Source organism: Streptomyces sp. NPDC048825 (assembly GCF_043198355.1).
Lineage (GTDB): Bacteria > Actinomycetota > Actinomycetes > Streptomycetales > Streptomycetaceae > Streptomyces > Streptomyces xiangluensis.
In genome coordinates this window covers 321932-341456 of record NZ_JBICUR010000007.1, presented here as the reverse complement: position 1 = coordinate 341456, position 19525 = coordinate 321932, and the positions used below count along the sequence as shown (strand labels likewise).

Here is a 19525-nt window from a genome sequence, read left to right as displayed (position 1 = left end):
GTCCGCCTCCAACTGCTCAGCCCAGCACCCGGTCGAGATTGAACGCGGCGCTGATCAGTGCCAGGTGGGTGAAGGCCTGCGGGAAGTTGCCCTGCTGCTCGCCGGTGTGGCTGATCTCCTCGGCGTACAGGCCGAGGTGGTTGGCGTAGGTGAGCATCTTCTCGAAGGTCAGCCGGGCCTCGTCGAGCCGGCCGGCGCGCGTGAGTGCCTCGACGTACCAGAAGGAGCAGATGGAGAAGGTGCCCTCCTGACCGCTCAGACCGTCCGGGCTGACCAGGGGGTCGTAGCGGTAGACGAGCGAGTCGGACACCAGGTCGGCGGTGAGCGCGTCCAGGGTGGAGAGCCACTTCGGGTCGCTGGGGGAGACGAACTTCGCCAGCGGCATCATCAGCACCGAGGCGTCGAGCACGTGGTCGTCCTCGTGCTGGACGAACGCCTGCCGGGTCGCGGACCAGCCCGTGTCCATGATCCGCCGGTAGATCGTGTCGCGGACCTGCCCCCAGCGGGTCAGCTCGGCGGGCAGGCCACGGCGCCGGGCGATACGCATGGCGCGTTCGATGGCCACCCAGCACATCAGGCGGGAGTACAGGAATTTCTTACGCCCGCCGCGTGTCTCCCAGACGCCCTCGTCAGGCTGGTCCCAGTGCTCGCAGACCCAGTCGACCAGGGCACAGACCGCGTCCCAGTGGTCGCTGGAGATGGGCTGCCCCCACTTGTCGTAGAGGTACACCGAGTCGATGAGGGCTCCGTAGATGTCGAGCTGCAGCTGGCCGGCCGCGTCATTGCCGACGCGTACCGGTGCGGAGCCCTGGTGTCCCTCCAGGTGGTCCAGTTCGCGCTCGGGCAGCTCGGTGCGCCCGTCGATGCCGTACATGATCTGCAGGGGGCCCGAGGGCCCGCCGCCGTTCCGGTCGACGCGCGCGGACAGGAAGTCCATGAACGCCTTGGCCTCGCTGCTGAAGCCGAGCCGCAGCAGTGCGTAGACGCAGAAGGCGGCGTCCCGGACCCACAGGTACCGGTAGTCCCAGTTGCGCTCGCCACCCATCTGCTCGGGCAGGCTGGTCGTCGGCGCGGCCACCATCGCGCCGGTCGGTGCGTAGGTGAGCAGTTTGAGGGTCAGCGCGGAACGGTGCACCATCTCCCGCCACCGGCCGCGGTACTGAGAGGCGGACAGCCAGCTCCGCCAGAACGCCACCGTGGCGACGAACTGCTCCTCCGCCTCGATGTGCGGGCAGCCGCGCGCCTCGATGCCGCCGTCGACCCGGTCCAGCGCGAACACCGCGGACTCGCCCTGGCTGAGCTTGAACTCCGTGGTCACGTCGAGGTCGTCGCACTCGACCGGAACGGTGGCGGTCAGCGCGAGCGAGAGATCGGGGGACTCGAACAGCGTCGCGTTGTCGAGCTGCCGCAGGGTGTGCGGCTGCGCCCCGTAACCGAACCGCGGCGCGATCCGGGCGCGGAACGGGATGGACCCCCGTACGCAGACCACCCGGCGGATCAGCCGGTGCCGGTCGGCCTCCGTCGCCGCGGTCGTCTCATCGGCGACCGGCATGAAGTCCTGCACCTCGCCGACCCCGTCCTCGGTGAGAAAGCGGGTGATGAGCACGTTGGTGTCCGGGAAATAGAACTGCTTCGTCGTCGCCGGCACGGCGGCGGCCAGCTCGAAGCACCCGCCGCGGTCCGCGTCGAGAATCGAGCCGAAGACACTCGGAGAGTCGAAGGACGGACAGCAGTACCAGTCGATCGTGCCGTCGGTGCCCACCAGCGCGACGGTGCGCAGGTCGCCGATCAGCCCGTGCTCGGCGATGGGCAGATAACGGGCGGACCCGGCTGAGCCCGGGTACGTCGGTGTCTGTGGCGGATGTCTCGGATCGATCATGGCTGCGGCCTTCCTCCCGCTCGTCCAAGCGACCGGCACGCAGGGCCGCGTCAGCTCAGTGTGTCCGCCCAGTCCGCGGGAACCCGGCCCGCGGGCCCGGGCGAGGGCTGGTCCGACGGGCGGCTGACCGGGGGAGCGAGGGCGGGGCCGGACTCGTACAGCTCGGAGGTCTCGTAGTTCCAGAACCAGGCCTCACCCGGTTCGAAACTGCGGACGACGGGATGGCCCGTGGCCGTGAAGTGGGCCGTGGCGTGCTTCGCGGGGGAGCTGTCGCAGCAGCCGATATGGCCGCACTGGGCGCACCGCCGCAGATGGACCCACCAGCCGCCGACCTCACCGCACTCGACGCATCCGGTGCCGCTCGGCGGAACGCCGGGGTCGGTTCCGGCCGGAGTGGTCATGGCGCCTCCTGAGGGGTCCCGGTTGCGACCGGCCGGGGAGACATGGCGCGCCCCGGCCTATCCGCGGCCGAGGGCTCGGGATCCGTGGCCGTGAGCGGAAGGAAGACCCGGAAACGGGTGTCGCCGGGCACGGAGTGCACCTCCAGGTGCCCGTGGTGCTTGTTCACCACGATGCGCCAGGAGATGTCCAGACCGAGACCGGTGCCCTCACCCACGGGCTTCGTCGTGAAGAACGGATCGAAGATGCGGCCGCGGATCTCCTCCGGCACCCCGGGCCCCGTGTCGCGGAACTCGACGAGCAACTGCTCCCGCTCCAGGGCCGTCCGCACGGTCAGCGTGCCCTCGCCAGCCGCGCCGTCCGCACCGTTCATCGCGGAGACCGCGTTGTCGACGATGTTCGTCCACACCTGGTTGAGCTCACCGGGGTACGTGGGAATTCTCGGCAGCGTACGGTCGTACTCCTTGACGACCTTGATACTCGAGCCGATCTTCCCGGACAGCATCAGCAGCGTGCTGTCGAGGAGTTCGTGCACGTCGCATACCTGGTAGGGCGCCCGGTCGAGCTGGGAGTACTGCTTGGCCGCGTTCACGAGGTTCGAGACTCGCGTCGTGGAGTCCTCGATCTCGTTCATGAGGAGCTCGGTCTCGACGGTGTAGTTGAGCCAGCCCACGGCCCCCTGCAGCATCTCCTGGTCCACGACTGCTGCGACCCGTTCCAGCCAGTCGGTGTCGAGCCCGGCCTGCACGAACGTCGGGGCGATCTGCCAGCCGCCCTCGATGCCGTGATCGTCGAGCCAGTCGGTGAGCGCGTCCTCGCGGTCGGAGGCTTCGAGAGGGCTCAGGGCGGGTGCCTTGGCGACGCGTTCGGCCGTGCTCTCCTGGATGTCGATCAGCGTCTTCAACGCCTCACGGTGGTACGGACCCGCGGCGATGACACCGAGTTTGTGCCGCATGTGCGCGACCCGGTCCCGCAGTGTCGAGGTGGCCCGCACCGCGGCTGCCGCCGGATTGTTGAGCTCATGCGTCAGCCCCGCGGACAGCGAGCCGAGCGCCAGCAGCCGCTCGCGCTGGTTGATCGTCCGCTGGGTGTTCTGGCTTCCGAAGAACATTCCTTCCAGCAGATGTACGGCCATGGGGAACCAGTCCCGCAGCACCGCGGCGAATGTCTCGGCGGGCAGGACGAAGAACCGCGAAGGCTCGGTGACCCGCAGGGAACCCCTGTAGCGCGCCTGGTCCGGTGCGGCGAGATAGGCCTGCATGGCACCCGCGTACACCCCGCGCTGGGAGGTGCGGCTGATCTCCACGTCGTCGGCCCCGACCCGGCGCGACATCACCAGCGTGCCTTCGAGGAGTACGAAGAAACAGGTGGCCGGCTCGCCCTCCTGGTACACATAGCCGGGCTCGAACTTCTCCACCCGGCCCTCGCGGCACAGCCGCGCCAGCTGATCGGCGTCCAGCTTCTCGAACAGGAACAGCGTGCCGAGCTCCGCCGCGTCGCACGGCATCGGCTGCCCGCTCACGACTGCTCCAGATACCGGTGGACGAGCATCACGGCCATGGCTCCCTCTCCGACGGCGGAGGCGACACGCTTGGCGGACTCGGCGCGCGCGTCGCCCGCCACGAACACCCCGGGCACATTGGTCTCCAGGTGGTACGGCGGCCGGTCCAGCTCCCAGCCCGCCGGTGGCCGGCCGTCGGCGGTCAGATCGGGCCCGGCGACAATGAATCCGCGGTCGTCCCTGAGCACCGTGCCCTCCAGCCAGTCGGTCAGCGGCGCCGCACCGATGAACACGAACATCCACTGCGCGTCGACGAGTTCGGTGTGCCCGCTCTCCACATCGCGCAGGGTGAGCTGCTCCAGATGGTCCGAGCCGTGCGCCGCCTCGACGACCGTGCCCGTACGCACCGAGATGTTGGGCGCTTCCGTGATCTGCTGGATCAGGTAGTGCGACATCGAGTCGGACAGGGACGCGCCGCGGACCAGCAGGGTGACCGACTTGGCACCCTTGGCCAGATGCATGGCGGCCTGCCCGGCGGAGTTGGCGCCGCCGACGATGTACACGTCGTGTCCCTGGCAGGCGGCGGCCTCGGTCAGTGCCGAGCCGTAGAACACTCCGCATCCGGTCAGGTCGTCCGCTCCGGGCGCCGCCAGCTGCCGGTATGTCACGCCGGTCGCCAGGATCACGCAGTGCGCGGCGACCGCGGAGCCGTCGGAGAACCGCACGGTGCGCGCCGCACCGTTGACCTCAAGACCGGTCACCTCGCGCGCGGTCAGGATCTCGGCCCCGAACTTCGCCGCCTGACGCCGTGCCCGGTCGGTGAGCTGGGAGCCGGACACGCCGTCCGGGAAGCCGAGATAGTTCTCGATACGGGAGCTCTGCCCGGCCTGCCCGCCGGTGGCCGTCCGCTCCACGAGCACGGTCCGCAGTCCCTCCGAGGCGCCGTACACGGCCGCGCCGAGCCCCGCAGGACCGCCGCCGATGACGACGAGGTCGTAGAAGTCCGCAGTCGGCGTCGTGGCAAGACCCACCCGGTCGGCCAGTTCCGGATCCTCGGGCTCGACGAGCGCGGTGCCGTCCGCGGTGACGACGAGCGGCAGCCGCTGCTCGTCCTGCCCGGCGGCGGCCAGCAGCCGCCGGCCCTCCGGCTCGTCGCACGAGTACCAGCGGTACGGCACCTGGTTCCGCGCCAGGAACTCGCGTACCCCCGACGAACGCGCCGACCAGCGGTGCCCGACGACCTTCGTGATCGGCACCGGCCGGTGATCGGAGGATCGCCACGCCTCCAGCAGATCGTCCAGGACGGGATAGAGCTTCTCCTCCGGAGGATCCCAGGGCTTGAGGAGATAGTGGTCCAGGTCGACGACGTTGATCGCGTCGATGGCCGCGTTCGTGTCCGCGTACGCGGTCAGCAGCACCCGGCGTGCGGCCGGGTACACGTCCAGTGCCTGCTCCAGGAACTCGATCCCGTTCATCTGCGGCATGCGGTAGTCCGCCAGGATCACCGCCACCAGATCACCGCGCAGCTTCAGCTCGCGCAAGGCTTCCAGAGCGCTCTGAGAGGACTCCGCGCGCACGATCCTGTACGCCTCGCCGTAACGACGCCGCAGGTCGCGGGCCACGGCACGCGAGACCCCCGGATCGTCGTCCACGGTCAGGATGACGGTCCGGTTTGCGTCGGTGCCCTGTGCCATTCGTCTCCCACCCCGAGCGGCCGGCGTCCTGGTGCGGTCTCACCGCAGCACCGGCCAGTGCACGCCCATCGTATGTTCGATCGCTCCGCTTCGCTCCGGAATCGGGGGGTACCGGCCCACTCCGGCCCGGCTGTCCCGAGTGTCGTATGTCCCTGTCGGGGCACCTGTCCGGGGGAGGTCCTGATGCACTCGCGTACGTCGATGAGTACGTCGGTATGGAGGAACCGGGCCGGGACTCGCCGGGCGGCGGGGCCACTGACCGAGGGCGCCGGGCGGGCGGGGTTCACCGCACGCGGTGTCCTGTATCTGCTGGTCGGCATGCTGGCGCTGCAGTTCGCCTTCGGCGGTGGCCGGCGGCAGGCGGACCAGGGAGGCGCGCTCGCCGAGGTCGCCGAGCAGCCCTTCGGGGCCGTCCTGCTGTGGGCCCTGGGCGCCGGACTGTGCGGCATGGCCCTGTGGCGGCTGTCCGAAGCGCTGTTCGGCGCGGCGGGCCCGGACGGCCGCACCGGGAAGAAGCGCCTGTCGTCGGCGGCTCGCGCCGTCTTCTACGGGTTCGTCGCCTACTCGGTGCTCTCGTTCGCCGCGGGCGCCCGGGGCAGCGGCAGCGGGTCCAGCGACGGGCGGTCGCGCGATGTGACGGCGAGGGTCCTGGAGCTGTCCGGGGGGCAGTGGTTCATGGGGGTGGCCGGTGCCGCTGTCGCCTGCGTGGGTGTGGTGATGGGTGTCCGGGCCGTGGCACGCCGGTATCGCAAGCACTTGCGGCTCGGTCAAATTCCGCCACAGACGCGCCGGTTGGTCGACACGGCGGGTGTCGTGGGCGGTGCGGCACGTGGTCTGGTGTTCGCCGCGGCAGGAGTCTTCGCGCTCCGCGCGGCCGTGGAGTACGAGCCGGACCAGGCCAAGGGCATGGACGACACACTGCGTTCGTTCACCGAGACGACGATGGGGCCGTGGCTGCTGGTGGGCGTCGCGATCGGACTGGTCCTGTTCGGGGTGTTCTCGTTCGCCATGGCACGCTGGCGCAGACTCTGACGGACGATGCCCCGGATCCCAGGGATCGAATCCGGGGCAACAGTGACGTCGCGTCAGCGGGGCAGGCTCTCGGGCGAGGTCGCCCAGTCGGTGTCCGGCTGCTCACCGAGCCGGAAGGTGAGGTTGCCGCCGTTCTCCAGGAGGCGGGTGTCGGTCCAAGAACGGTCGTACGGACGCCCGTTGAGCCGGACACCGCTGACATACGGGTGGCCGGCGTCGGCGGCGGGCGCGTCGATGACGATGTCGCGGCCGGGACGGTCGACGACGGCGTGCGGGAAGAGCGGCGCGCTCAGGAGCATCGAGGCGCTGCCCGGGGTCTGCGGATAGAGGCCGAGGGCGGAGAAGACGTACCAGGCGGACATGGTCCCGAGGTCGTCGTTGCCGGGCAGCCCGGCCGGTCCGGTGCCGTAGACGGTGTCGACGATCTGCCGCACCGTCGCCTGCGTCTTCCAGGGCTGACCGAGCGCGTTGTAGAGCCACGGGGCGTGGATACCGGGCTCGTTGGTCGGGTCGTAGCGCAGCGGGTCGCCGCCCTTCACGGACCAGGACCCGTCGGGCTTGTGGAAGAAACCGTCCAGCCGTCGCGCGGCCACCTCACGTCCGCCCATCGCCTCGGCGAGGCCCTGGACGTCCTGCGGCACCATCCAGGTGTACGTCGCGCTCGTCCCCTGGGCGAAGCCCCGGTCGCTGCCGGGACTGAACGGCGTCACCCAGGAGCCGTCGAGGTTGCGGGCCTGGATGTAGCCGGAAGTTCCCGCCGCGTCGGACGCCTGCGGGTTGAAGACGTTGCGCCACCAGCCGCCCCGCTCGGCGAACGCGGCGGCCTGCTTGTCGAGGCCCAACAGCTCCGCCCAGCGCCCGAGCGCCGAGTCGGCGACCGAGTCCTCCGGGTCTCGGCGGCGCCGCCCCAGCAGTGGCAGACGTCCTGCGCGGCGTAGTGGGAGGTCAAATACTGGGCCAGATTGGGCCGTTGGCCTGTGCACTGGCCTGGGCAGCCGGCGTCGGAGAGCCCGTCGGGGTGCGGCACGGTGGCCTGGCGGGCCAGCGAGTCGAAGGCGCCGCGATAGTCGAAGTGGCGTACGCCCATCGCGTAGAACGTGGCCAGCGTCGCCGCCGAAGGATACGGACGGCGCGGCCCGGACTACCGCCAGGGGGAGAGGACCGCAAAGCGCCGCCGAGCGTAGATCATCGGGGCGCGGGGTGAACCGACGGCAGTGGCAGGCTCGGTGAACGCGCGGTGAATCCAGGGCATTTGGGCCCCCGGCGTTGGGCCCCCGGCGTTGGGCCGCCGGTGTTGCGCTCGGGCAGGACGGGGCTCCGCCACGCGTGCGGTGACGGAGCCCGTGTACCTGCGGTGTGGCGGGGTCAGGCCGTGTGCAGAGTGAGCCCGTACCGGTTGAGGATCTCGTTGATCGGCTGGTACCAGGTCTGGCCGCCGCTGGAGCAGTTGCCCGAGCCCCCGGAGGTGACACCCTGCGCCTGGTCGCCGCTGATGAAGGAGCCGCCCGAGTCGCCCGGCTCCGCGCAGACGCTGGTCTTGGTCATCTGATGCACCGCGCCCTGGCTGTAGTTGACGGTCTCGTTCTTGCCGAGCACCGTGCCGCAGTGCCAGCGCGTGGTCGACCCCGAACGGCAGATGGAAGCGCCGACGGGTGCCTCGGCGGACCCTCGGACGAGCCGGTCGGGGACCGTGCCCCAGCCGAGCACGACGGGCACCGTCCACCAGCCGCTTCCGACGTTGACCCAGGCGTAGTCGTTGTCCGGGAACGACGACCCCTGGAAGTTGCCTATGTACGACCGGTCCCAGCCGCTGACACCGGCTCCGGCCCGGCCGCAGTGCCCGGCGGTGACGAAGCCTCCGTGCACCGAAAACCCGATGGAACAGCGGACGTTGCCGGTGTAGTAGGGGTCGCCGCCGACCGTCCCGGCGGCGAAGGTCTGCGGTACCTCGTCGGTCTCCTCGACGGTGACTGGTCCTGCCGCACGGGCCCGTTCGACGAACTTCTGGACATCGTTGTCAGCGCGCTGCACGCCGACGACGCTCACGACGACCGTGCTCGCCCGGGGGTCGACACGCCAGCCGCTGACGCCCTCCGGCGCGGACAGCTTGTCGATGCGCGCCTTGACCGCGTCGAGCCGGCGCGCGCTGTGCTCGACGGTACGGATGTTCGCGCCGCTCTCTCGTACGGCGTCGACGGTGGCGTCGGGGGCGCCGGCCGTCACGGCCACGGTCAACTTGCCGCTCTTGGCGTCGAACCAGGAGCCCCCGTACGCCGCTCCCGCGGCACGCCGCGCCTTCGCTTCGACGGCTGCCGCCGCCTTCTCGTCCGCCAGCCGCGCCTCGGCCTGGGACTTGGTCAGGCCCAGATCCCGTTGCATGGCGGACAGGAGTGCGGTGGAGGCCGGGGCGTCTGAGGAGCGGACGGATTCGGGGGCGCCGGGGGCGTCGGCGGCGGAGGCCGGCAGGGCGCCCGCGCCGGCCCACGTGGCGAGCAGGAGGAGTGTGGCCAGGCCGGTGCGCATGGCTGTAGTGCGTCTCAAGGCAGTAGCCCTTCGTTGTTCCAGCAAGGTGGGGGTGGAACAGCAGAACGGTGAGAGCGCTCTCGTACGTGGCGGGGCAGAGCCTAGCCGGTGATCATGGACAGGTCCATACCAATGGCGTGGCGGATGAACGAGTGGGCGTCGGGGGCGTGTTGGCGGCCTTTCTGGTCCGCCGAAGGGGACTTCGGCGGGGCGGGCCGGCAGCCGGGCTCAGGAGGCGCCGGCCCGGTGATCTCCCGTGAGCGCGGACGCCTCATCCAGCGGGAAGTGGCAGGCCGCCGTGTGGCCCGGTGCGGCGGGTGTCGGCGTCGGGACGACCTCGGCGCATACGTCCTCCGCACGCCAGCACCGGGTCCTGAACCGGCACCCGGACGGTGGGTCGGCCGGTGACGGGATCTCGCCGCTGAGCAGGATGCGCTGTCTCTTCGCCCTGCCTCCGGCCGCCAGGGACGGGGCCGCCGACAGGAGCGCCGCCGTGTAAGGGTGGCGTGGCCGCTCGAAGACCTCCTCCGCCGGGCCCGTCTCCACGATCCTGCCCAGGTACATGACGGCAACGCGGTCGGCGACGTGCCGCACCACGGACAGGTCGTGCGAGATGAACACGTACGACAGCCCCAGCTCGTCCCGCAGATCGCACAGCAGGTTGAGCACTTGCGCCTGTACCGACAGATCCAGTGCGGAGACAGGCTCGTCGCAGACGATGACATCGGGCTCCAGTGCCAGGGCGCGGGCGATCCCGATCCGCTGCCGTTGCCCTCCGGAGAACTCCTGTGGGTGGCGGCGTGCGTCGGACGCGCGCAGCCCGACCATCTCCAGCAGCTCACCTACGCGCGCCGCGCGCTTCGGGCCGGGCACGAGGTCGCGGTGGGTGCGCCAGGGCTCGCTGATCAGATCCGCCGCGCACAGCCGGGGGTTGAGCGAGCCGAACGGGTCCTGGAAGACCATCTGCACCTTGCGGCGCCAGGCGAGCAGCTTCGCACCCGACAACGAGAACGGGTCCACGCCCTCGAACCGTACTGTGCCCTCGTCGGGATGCTCCAGCATCAGCAGAATCCTGGCCAGCGTGGACTTGCCGCAGCCGGACTCGCCGACGAGGCCGAGGGTCTCGCCGCGTCCCAGGCTGAGGTCCACCCCGTCGACCGCGCGCAGCCTGGTGCTGCCCTTGGCGGTGCGCGGCACCGTGAAACTCTTGGCCAGGCCGGTGGCCTCCAGCAGTGTCCCGGACTCAGGCATCGGCCAGCTCCTTCCCGAAGTGGCAGGCGGCGGCTCGGTCGGCTCCGGTACCGGCCAGCGTCGGCCGGTGGGTGGCGCACAGGTCGCGGGCCATCGGGCAGCGCGTACGGAAGGCACAGCCGGAGGGCACGGCGCGTGGGTCGGGCGGGCCTCCGGGAATGGAGCTCAGCCGGGAGCCCTTGTGCTGCTCGGCCGGCACCGACTCCAACAGGCCCCGGGTGTACGGGTGGTTGGGCTTGCCGAACACCTCGGCCACCGGACCGGTCTCCACGACCGTACCCGCGTACATGACGGCGACCCGGTCCGCGTGCTCGGCGACGAGCCCGAGGTCGTGCGTGATGAGGACCAGAGCCATCTGCTGCTCGCTCCGCAACTCCCTCAGGAGATCCATGATCTGGGCCTGCACGGTGACGTCCAGTGCCGTCGTGGGCTCGTCGGCGAGCAGTACCTTCGGCCGCAGCGCGACCGCCATCGCGATCAGCAGGCGCTGGCGCATGCCTCCGGAGAACTGGTGCGGATACGCGTCGGCGCGTGACCGCGCCTCCGGGATGCCCACACGTTCCATCAGCTCAACGGCCTTGGCCCGCGCGGCACGCCGCGACATCCGCTCGTGGATACGGAACGGCTCCGCGAGCTGGGCCCCGACCGTGTGAACGGGGTTGAGCGCGCTCAGCGCATCCTGGAAGACGATGGCAAGGCCGGGACCGGCGAGTCGGCGCCGCGCCCGTGATCCCAGCGCGAGCAGGTCCTCACCCTCCAACCGCGCCTGCCCGCCCATGACTTGAGCGGCGGGATCGAGCAGGCCCGCGACGGCGTGCGCGGTCATACTCTTGCCGCATCCGGACTCGCCCAGCAGAGCGAGGGTCTTGCCGGAACGCACGCCGAAGCTCACGCCGCGTACGACGGGGACGGGCCCGGCGGCGGTATGGACCGAGACCGAAAGGCCGTCGACGGCCAGGGTGTCAGGGCGAGTGGAGAGCGGCTCGGCGGGGGAGAGGACTTCCTTGGGGACTTCCCTTGTTTCTGGAGTGGCCGGCACCGGTTTGCTCGTGTTCCCCGCCGAGATGGACTTGGTCGGCTCGACTCCCGTCTCCTGGACGGCTGGAGTGGGTTCAGGGCGCCGCCCCCCACGCCGGATCCCCCGCCGCCACCGCTGACCCGGGTCCGTCGAGAGCCGGGCCCAGGCGGCGAGAACGGTCGCCGATACCGTCGTGATGACGATGGCGAGGCCGGGGAAGACCGCTATCCACCAGGAGCTCTGCAACTCCTGCCGTCCCTGCGCCACCATCAGCCCCCAGCTCACGTCCGGCGGCTGGATGCCGATCCCCAGGAAGCTGAGCGAGGATTCGGTCAGCATCACGAAGCAGAAGTCGAGGGCGGCGACGGTGAGCAGGGTGGGCAGCACCGTGGGTGCGACGTGGCGCCGGATGGTCGCCCAGCCGTTGGTGCCGAAGGTGCGGGCCGCGTCGATGAACAGCCGGCTGCGCAGTTCGGCGGACTCGGCCCGCGCGGTCCGCAGGTACACGGGGATCCGCGCGAGGGCCAGTACCAGCACGATGTTCGCGGCGCTCGGCGAGAACACGTACAGCACGACCACGGCCAGCAGCAGCGAGGGGAAGCTGAGGATCACATCGGCGATCCGCAGGGACACGTTCTCGCGCCAACCCCCGTGATAGCCCGCCCACATGCCCCACACCGAGCCGACGACGAGGGAACACAGGACGGCGGGTACGGCCACCGACAGGGTCGTCCCGGCCGCGGCGATCAGCCGCGCGGCGACGGGGCGGCCGAGGGAGTCGCTGCCGAGTACGTACGCCCAGCCGTCCTCGAGGCTGAAGGGCGGCCGGCCGGGGTCGCGCAGGTTCTGACGCGTCGCCAGGTCTCCGATGAGGAGCGGGCCCAGTACGGCGCACAGAGCGACCAGTAACAGGACCATGGCCGCCGCGAAGGCGAACCGGTCCTGGAGCAGCAGAGCAGGCCACTTCACCCGTACCGCCGCACGGTCGGTCCCGGAACCCGGGCCGCTCTCCGCACCCGTGTCCCTGTCCTGCCCCTTGTCCGCGTCCTGCCGGAGCACGTCGTCCTTCGGGAGCATGTCACCTCCTTGACTCACGCCGCCGCCTGCTGCCGGACCCGCGGGTCGAGGAGCGCGTGACAGATGTCCACCAGGATGTTGAGCGCGAAGATCACCAGAGCGGTCAGCAGTACCGCGGCCTGCAGGACCGCGAAGTCACGCTGCAGAACCGAGTCGATCATGAGCTTGCCGATGCCGGGCCAGCCGAAGATCGTCTCGACGACGACGGCCCCGTTGACCAGCCCGACAGCGAGGTCACCCGCGACGGTGAGCGCCGGTGCCGCCGCGTTGCGCAGGGCATGCCCGAAGACCACCCGCGACTCGCTCGCCCCCTTGCTGCGCGCCACCTTGACGTACGGGGCGGACAGCGCGGAGACCATGGCGCCGCGTACCACCTGCACCAGCACCCCGAACGGACGGATGAGCAGCGTCACCACGGGCAGCACCCACGCCGCCGCGCCGCTCGTGCCGGAGGTGGGCAGCCAGCCGAGTGTCACCGCGAACACCAGCACGCCCATGATGGCGAGCCAGAAGTCGGGAACGCTCGCGGCCGTCGAGGACAGAAAGCTCGCGACCCGGTCGGTCGCCGAGTTGGGCCGGTACGCCGCCAGGCTGCCGATCACGACGGCGCCCAGGATGGCGAGCAGCATCGTCCACCCGGCGAGCTGGAGGGTGGCGGGGAAGGCCCGCAGCACCGCCTCACCCGCCGGCTGGGCGGTGCGCAGTGATTCACCGAAGTCCAGGTGGACGACCTGGCCGAGGTAGTCACCGAACTGGGCGAGCAGCGGGTCGTCGAGACCGTTGCGGGCGGCGAACTCGGCGCGCATCTCGGGCGTCGCGCTGAGCGGCAGGTACAGATTGGCGGGGTCCCCGGTGAGACGGGCCAGGAAGAACACCCCGAGAACCACGACCAGCAGGGGTATGACGCTGGAGACCGCGCGGCGGCGCAGCATGATGAACATCGGCCCGCTCCTCCCTCAGTCCGTACGGTGCATGTCGGCGAGCCGCATCTCGTCATTGGAGGCCGAGTCGGGCCGGTAACGGACGTTCGGGGAAAGGGCCATGATGCCGGTCATGTTGGCCATGACGGCGTCCCGTACGACCTCGTCGTTCTGGTACGCGAACGCGCCCGCGAACGCCTTCTGGCGCGCTTCGCCGGCGGCGAGCTGGGCCTGGTTGATCAGCCCGTCCAGTTCCGGAGTGCCGTAACTGCTCTGCGCGCCCTTGCTGCCGTAGATCTGCCCCATCGTGAACGCGGCGTCCCCCGCCTGGTTGCCGTGCTGTGCCTGGAGGAGGGTGGGACCGATGCCCTTGGGGAAGGGCCGCAGCAGGTACTCCAGCCAGGCGTTGACGTCGAGCATCTTGATCTCGACCTTCAGCCCGGCCTTGAGCAGGCCGTCCTGTACGACCTCCATCGCCTCGGCGGCCTTCGGGTAGATCGCGTTGCGGCCGATGATCGTGATGGTCCGGTCGGTCGGGACTCCGTCGGCGCTGGCCTCGGCCACGAGTTTCTTCGCGCGCTCCGGGTCGTACGGCCATGGCCGAACCCGTGGATTGTGTCCGGTGACGCCCTTCGCCACGAGCTGGCCGCTCGGCCGGCCCGCGAAGACCGCCGTGACCAGGCCTTCCCGGTCGATGGCGTAGTTGATGGCCCGGCGGATCCGGATGTCGTCGAGCGGTGGCTTGTCGGCGTCCATCCGCAGGAACGAGACCTCGTTGGTGGCGAACTCCACCGCCCGGTCGCCCGCCCCGTCCTCGGGAGCGAGCCCGATCGCGACATCCGCCTCGTCATTGGTCACCATGGCCGCGCGCACGCTGCCCTCCGCGCGCCATACGTACTTCGCCGCGGCGTACTCGGGGGCCTTGCCCCAGTAGCCGGGATAGCGCTTCAGGCGCAGAAAGCGGCCCTGGCTCCATTCGTCGATCCGGTACGGGCCGGTGCCGACCGGCTCGCGCACCCTGGCACCGGGGTTGGTGGTGGTCGGCACGATCTCGACGAAGGACAGGCGCAGCGGGAGGATCGGGTCCGGCTTGGCCGTCTTGACCTCAAGTTTCGTGTCATTGACGGGAGTTGCGGTGACCTCGCTGTCCGTGAAGATATAGCCGTCGACATTGCAGTCGATGTCGGAGTCCGTGGCGCGCTTGATCGAGAACGCCGCCGCCTCAGCCGTGAGCGGTGTGCCGTCATGGAACGTGACGCCCTCGCGGAGCGTGAAAGTCCACGAAGTGGGCGACGTGCGGGTCCACTTGGTGGCCAGGGCCTGTTCCAGTCGCCCCGTGGACGGCTCGCGCTCGGTCAGCGCCTCGGTGATGTTGGCCCGCGTCACCCGTCCCGTCGCGGTGAGCGAGGCATCGCAGGGCTCGAGGGTCGGCGGCTCCTCGGGCAGGACGACGCGCAGAGTGTCCGGCCCTTCACCGATGGGGTCGGCCCCGGCCACCGAACACCCTGAGAGGGCGAGTAGTACGCCTACGGACATGAACGCACCCGCCGCCCGCCCCCGGCGAGAACGGGCCGTCGAACGGGTACGGGCTAAGCCTGGACCGGTCACTGATCCTCCGTGCTGTTCGAGCTGCGTCCACAAGAAGAAACAACGTTTAGATATGTGGACGCGACATTATGAGATCGACTGGGCCGAAGGCGTCAAGGTGCGTGCAGAAAGAGACTGGCCGCCCGTACGTTCACCGGCACTTCACGTGCGCGGACGAGGTGGGATCCCAAATGGCTGGAGATCGCCCTAGTCCGCCGGTGCGCAGCGCCATACGATGCGCGATGGCTCACGGCCTTCACATTTCCTTCACGAAGTCGTGAGCGCGCTCCCGCGTTTGGCATGTGCATGACCTATGCGCCCTTTGTGTGCGCATGCCCACGCCCTTGCTCCATCCGACGCACCTGGTCAGCGACAGTCTCCGCGCAGGCGGACACCGCACCCCCCAACCCCGGCGGCGCAGGCACCTGCCCTAACCGCCAGGACCACCGAAGCACCGGATTGGAAGAAGATGACTGGTGGACTGCTTCTGAGCGGCGCGGTCACAGCGCTGTTCGCCTCGGCGCTCCCCGCGCCGCAGAGCTCCTCCGCGATCGCCGACCCGCCCCCGGACAAGATCGTGATCGAGGTCGCCACGGTCAACGGGTCGGGTTGTCCCCAGGGGACGGCCGCCGTGGCCGTCTCGCAGGACAACACTGCCTTCACGGTGACGTACAGCGACTACCTCGCCCAGGTGGGCGGCGGCGCCAGTCCCACCGCGTTCCGCAAGAACTGCCAGCTCAACCTCATCGTCCACGTGCCGCAGGGCTTCACCTACGCGGTCGCGAGCGCCGACTACAGAGGCTTCGCCTCGCTCCAGCCGGGCGCGAGCAGTACCCAGAAGGCCTCGTACTACTTCCAGGGATCGCCGAACACGGAGTCCAGAACCCATCCGTTCAGAGGCCCCTACAACGACAACTGGCAGGCGACCGACACCACCGACTGGGCACAACTGGTCTGGGCACCCTGCGGAGTGCAGCGCAACTTCAACATCAACACCGAACTGCGGGTCAACGCGGGAACCTCCGCGCCCGGCAGTACGAGCTTCATGACCATGGACTCCACCGACGGTGACATCAGCACCATCTATCACCTGGCCTGGAAGGAGTGCCCCGGGAAGTAGCGCGGGAACACGGCGACCCTGACCCGTTGTTCGCCGCTGACCGGGGCCCCGCCCCAGTCAGCGGCGAACGCCCCTTCCGTACGGACCAGTTGGCCGTGGAGTTCGCAGGGCCTCGTAACAAGTGCGCCACTTCCGGACGCGCCGATCGAATGCTGGCCGGATGTTGACTCGGACATGGCAGGCTCTGCGTGTCCGTAGACCGGCGGACGCGTCCCGCAGTCGACCGAAGCGGCACACCATGACACTGACCATCCTGAACTTGGACCACCAGCGCGCCTGCCTTTTGACAACGTTGCCTTCGATGGCGCCACCGACATCACGAAGGCACTCCGAGACCTCCTCGCCTGCTGCGTGAACAGCGACATGAACTACGTCATCGTTTCTCTCGACCGATCCCGCAGCGGGCCCCTTCTGCGCGCCCTGCGCGGGGCGCGATTACTCCCTCCGCTCATCCACCCGTGGGGATCGCACCACGCCTACGAAGAGCTGCTGACCGAACCGCGGTCGCTCGCTATTCTCGACGTACCGGACGAGCGATGGAGACCCGGCCTGGAGCATCGCGTAGGACTGCTGCGCCGGCTGGCGCCCGTCATAGCGCTCGTGCCCCAAGGCGCCGATGCCGCCGACCTCCTCGACGCCGGTGCCGACAACGTCCTGACGCGGAACATGCCGGTCGAGGAACTGGCCGTACGGCTGGCCACGGAACGGCGTTCGCTGGCCTCGGCCGGTCCCGTGCCGTACGAGCAGTGTTCCCCGCCCGCCTCGGTGCTTCCCCATCACGGCTCGCAAAGACTGCTCCTGCGTCTGCTGCTCAGCGACCGGCGACCGTGGTGCTGCCACGATCTGAGCCAACTGCTCGGCACCGCCGAACAGCCCCTGAACCGCGCGGCCGTCCGCGCCCGGCTCGACAGGCTCCATTCTGTTCTGGAGCCCCTGGGACTGGCTCTGACCAGGTCCGGGTCCTGGAAGCGGCTCTTTTACACGGTCGTGCCTTCGGCTGGAGACTGATCTGTAACCCGGCCATGACAGCTCATCAGCGGCCGCCGTGCCCAGCTGTGGGGGCGGTGTTTCGCCTGTCCACCAGCTCCTCAGGCGCAGGCCGGGATTCGGTCCAGGACGACCTCGAGCGCCTCGCCGAACTGTGGACCTAGGAATCGCCCGCAGGGGGTACGCCGCTGCCCAGTCGGTCGGACAGACAGGCCAGGTACAAAGCCATGGTGATCCGATGCTCACGCAGGGGACGGCCGGTGATCTGCTCGATCTTGTTCATTCGGTAGACGACGGTGTTGCGGTGGATGTGCAGGGCCGCGGAGGCCCGTACGAGGTTGAAGCCGCTCTCGCACCAGGCGGTGATCGTGTCGCGGAGTACCGGCCAGTCCGGCTGGGCGCGCAGGTCCGCGGCGGTGAGGTCCAGCAGGCGGTTGCGGGCGGGCTGGCCCACCGCTGCCAGGACCTGGTGGACGCGGAGGTCGGTGATCAGGTGGACGGGGGAGCCTCCCCCACCCTCCGTGCGGGGGGACCCCCATTTCGCTTCGCTCCCCACGCGGGCGCCGAGGCGCAGCGCGTCGCAGGCGTCCTGGTAGGAGTCGTGCAGGGCGCCGACCGAGGAGGCGGGTTCGCCGATGCCGGCGCGGGCGGCGAGGCCGTCCTGGGCGGCGATGACGTCGGTGACCCTGCGGCAGTCGTCGACCAGCGACGTCACCGGACGCCGGGTCGGCAGCCGGTGCAGTACGCCGATCCAGCCGGGCGCAGTGGTGGCGACGATGTCCTGGGGGTCGGCGAAGACCTCGCGCACCGTGCGGAGCAGTTCCGAGCGGATCAGCGCCATGTCCCGGGTCGGCGCCCCCTGGCGGCGGGCGCCCGCATCGGGCACGGTCACCTCGAACGCCACCGCCACCCGCCGAAGCCGCAGGTCGAAACCCAGCTCGGCGGCCCGGAACAGCAAGAACTCGCCCTCCACGACATGAGGGTCGTACGAGGCGATGTCGGCGAGCAGTTTCTCGGCCGCCCGCTCGGCGAGCAGCCGGGAGCGCAGCATCACCGATTCCCGCAGCAGAATCTCCGTCTGGCGCTTCACCAGGAGTCCGAAGCGGCGCACCTGGGCGGGCGTACCGGTGATCCCGACCGTGCCCACCGCCTGCCCGTCCGTGACCAGCGGCAGGGTGACTCCGGGGCGTACTCCCCGCAGTTGGAGAGCCTGCGAGGTGTTGTGCGTGGCGGGCTCCTTCGTACGGATCACCTCGACGGACGCCTCGTGAAAGGTGCCGACCCGGCTGCTGTCGCCGCTGCCGATGACCGTGCCCGTCGCATCGGTGATCAGCACGTTGAAGCCGATGACCGCCGAGGTGTCCCCGGCGATCTCCTGCGCGAGTGACGGGCTCAGCATCAAGGGCTCCTCCCGCCGCGGGGCCGTTGCCCGGACTGGACGCACCGTACAGTGCATCGAACGATTTCGGCCATAAGTTCGGACGAAGTGACCGGTGACGTACCGCGAGCCTGTCCATAGCGTATGGGCCCTGTCACATCCCCCGCCGGGCCCAGCGAGGTGAACGGCGGACCCCTTCAGTGCCAGAACGGAAGACCATGCCGATGACCCGTGTGCGCTCACTTGTCGCCGCTTTGTCCGCGACACTCCTGCTTTCGGCCACCGCTGCCTGCGGCTCGGACAGCGACGACGAACCGACCAACGTGTCCGCGAAGGCCGCCGGGCTCGGCACCCTCGCGCCGGGCGTGCTCAAGGTGGCCGTCCAGCCGTACGCCCCGTACACCAGTGTCGAGGGCGACAAGATCGTCGGACTGGACGGCGACATCCTCAACTACGCGGCGGAGAAGCTGGGGTTGAAGGTCGAGCCCGAGGTCACGGACTTCGCCGGCATGCTCGCCGGAGTGCAGTCCCGCCGGGTGGACATCACCATCGGCGGCGTCGCCTGGACCGAGGAGCGGCAGAAGCAGGGGCTGTTCACCGATCCGCCGTACTACTCGCCCCCGGCGATGGCCGTCAGGAACGGCAAGACGTACAAGACGGTCGACGACCTGAAGGGCCTGGAACTGGGCACGGTCGAGGGCTATGTCTGGGTCAAGTCGATCCAGGCCGTGCCCGACGCCAAGCTGCACGCCTACCCCGACGCCAACGGCGTCTTCGACGACCTCGGCGCCGGCCGCGTCGACGTCGGCTTCCTCGACCCGCTGATCATCATCGCGGCGCAGAAGGAACGGCCGGAACTGAAGATCGAGACCCAGTACATGACGCCGCCGACCGCCGAGCAGGTGAAGGCGAAGCCCGCGTACGCGTACTTCCAGCCGTACCAGACCGGCTTCTACCTCCCCAAGAAGGCCACCAAGCTGGAGAAGGCGATCTCCGAGCAGATAGACGCCATGTACAAGAACGGCGAGATGGAGAAACTCGTCAAGAAGTACGGCGGTGACCCGGAGCAGTTCCTCACACCCGACGCCGCTGTCGCCCCGGCGCGCCAAGGCGTGGACCGGCCCCAGGACTGGACGCCGCCGTCCATCGCCCAGTGAGG

The 19525-nt window shown here is 69.8% G+C and carries 14 protein-coding genes and 1 pseudogene; 4 read left to right on the top strand and 11 right to left on the bottom strand.

Annotated elements, in window-relative coordinates; all coding sequences use genetic code 11:
* Positions 1 to 16: 16 nt before the first annotated feature.
* Genes ACGFNK_RS19990 through ACGFNK_RS19975 form a run of 4 tightly spaced genes read right to left on the bottom strand, consistent with a single transcriptional unit; the run spans position 17 to position 5473 of the window.
* Positions 17 to 1879 carry a glycoside hydrolase family 15 protein gene (locus tag ACGFNK_RS19990; protein WP_393417560.1) on the bottom strand — a complete coding sequence of 621 codons (1863 nt, stop codon included), beginning with the start codon at positions 1877 to 1879 and terminating at the stop codon, positions 17 to 19.
* A 50-nt stretch (positions 1880 to 1929) separates the two neighbouring features.
* Positions 1930 to 2280 carry a UBP-type zinc finger domain-containing protein gene (locus tag ACGFNK_RS19985; RefSeq protein ID WP_393417558.1) on the bottom strand — a complete coding sequence of 117 codons (351 nt, stop codon included), beginning with the start codon at positions 2278 to 2280 and terminating at the stop codon, positions 1930 to 1932.
* Positions 2277 to 3800 carry an ATP-binding protein gene (locus tag ACGFNK_RS19980; RefSeq protein ID WP_393417556.1) on the bottom strand — a complete coding sequence of 508 codons (1524 nt, stop codon included), beginning with the start codon at positions 3798 to 3800 and terminating at the stop codon, positions 2277 to 2279. Before ACGFNK_RS19980 ends, ACGFNK_RS19985 begins: the two co-directional genes overlap by 4 nt.
* Positions 3797 to 5473, bottom strand: a complete 1677-nt coding sequence (locus tag ACGFNK_RS19975) for an FAD-dependent oxidoreductase (RefSeq protein ID WP_393417555.1) — start codon at positions 5471 to 5473, stop codon at positions 3797 to 3799. The genes ACGFNK_RS19980 and ACGFNK_RS19975 overlap by 4 nt, the downstream gene beginning before the upstream one ends.
* Positions 5474 to 5656: 183 nt before the next feature.
* Here ACGFNK_RS19975 and ACGFNK_RS19970 point away from each other — a divergent pair, with 183 nt between their 5' ends.
* Positions 5657 to 6505: a DUF1206 domain-containing protein gene (locus ACGFNK_RS19970; protein ID WP_393417553.1), complete on the top strand. Its 849-nt coding sequence runs from the start codon at positions 5657 to 5659 to the stop codon at positions 6503 to 6505.
* 53 nt (positions 6506 to 6558) lie between these two features.
* On the opposite strand, the pseudogene ACGFNK_RS19965 reads toward ACGFNK_RS19970, so the two are convergent.
* The 6 genes and pseudogenes from ACGFNK_RS19965 to ACGFNK_RS19940 all read right to left on the bottom strand — a co-directional run.
* Positions 6559 to 7625 (bottom strand): annotated as a pseudogene (locus ACGFNK_RS19965) (glycoside hydrolase domain-containing protein); the annotation flags it as partial.
* 245 nt (positions 7626 to 7870) lie between these two features.
* Complete coding sequence (locus tag ACGFNK_RS19960; RefSeq protein ID WP_393417551.1) at positions 7871 to 9046, bottom strand: S1 family peptidase; 1176 nt, start codon at positions 9044 to 9046, stop codon at positions 7871 to 7873.
* A 210-nt stretch (positions 9047 to 9256) separates the two neighbouring features.
* Complete coding sequence (locus ACGFNK_RS19955) at positions 9257 to 10279, bottom strand: ABC transporter ATP-binding protein (protein ID WP_393417549.1); 1023 nt, start codon at positions 10277 to 10279, stop codon at positions 9257 to 9259.
* Complete coding sequence (locus ACGFNK_RS19950) at positions 10272 to 12374, bottom strand: dipeptide/oligopeptide/nickel ABC transporter permease/ATP-binding protein (protein ID WP_393417547.1); 2103 nt, start codon at positions 12372 to 12374, stop codon at positions 10272 to 10274. Before ACGFNK_RS19950 ends, ACGFNK_RS19955 begins: the two co-directional genes overlap by 8 nt.
* Before the next feature lie 14 nt (positions 12375 to 12388).
* A complete protein-coding gene (locus ACGFNK_RS19945) occupies positions 12389 to 13315 on the bottom strand; it encodes an ABC transporter permease (protein WP_393417545.1) in 927 nt (308 codons plus the stop codon).
* A gap of 15 nt (positions 13316 to 13330) precedes the next feature.
* Positions 13331 to 14830 (bottom strand): ABC transporter substrate-binding protein, encoded by a 1500-nt coding sequence (locus tag ACGFNK_RS19940; RefSeq protein WP_393417543.1) that lies wholly within the window; start codon positions 14828 to 14830, stop codon positions 13331 to 13333.
* A 520-nt stretch (positions 14831 to 15350) separates the two neighbouring features.
* On the opposite strand from ACGFNK_RS19940, the gene ACGFNK_RS19935 reads away from it, so the two are divergent.
* A complete protein-coding gene (locus tag ACGFNK_RS19935; protein WP_393417540.1) occupies positions 15351 to 16001 on the top strand; it encodes a DUF4360 domain-containing protein in 651 nt (216 codons plus the stop codon).
* Between the two features lie 363 nt (positions 16002 to 16364).
* Complete coding sequence (locus ACGFNK_RS19930; RefSeq protein ID WP_393417539.1) at positions 16365 to 17009, top strand: hypothetical protein; 645 nt, start codon at positions 16365 to 16367, stop codon at positions 17007 to 17009.
* A 139-nt stretch (positions 17010 to 17148) separates the two neighbouring features.
* Here the strand turns inward: ACGFNK_RS19930 and ACGFNK_RS19925 are convergent, their stop codons facing one another.
* On the bottom strand, positions 17149 to 18387 hold the full coding sequence (locus ACGFNK_RS19925) for a CdaR family transcriptional regulator (protein ID WP_393417537.1): 1239 nt from the start codon (positions 18385 to 18387) through the stop codon (positions 17149 to 17151).
* 203 nt (positions 18388 to 18590) lie between these two features.
* Between ACGFNK_RS19925 and ACGFNK_RS19920 the strand changes: the two genes are divergently transcribed.
* Entirely contained in the window at positions 18591 to 19523 is a 933-nt protein-coding gene (locus ACGFNK_RS19920) for a substrate-binding periplasmic protein (RefSeq protein ID WP_393417535.1), read from the top strand.
* The last annotated feature ends 2 nt before the right edge of the window (positions 19524 to 19525 follow it).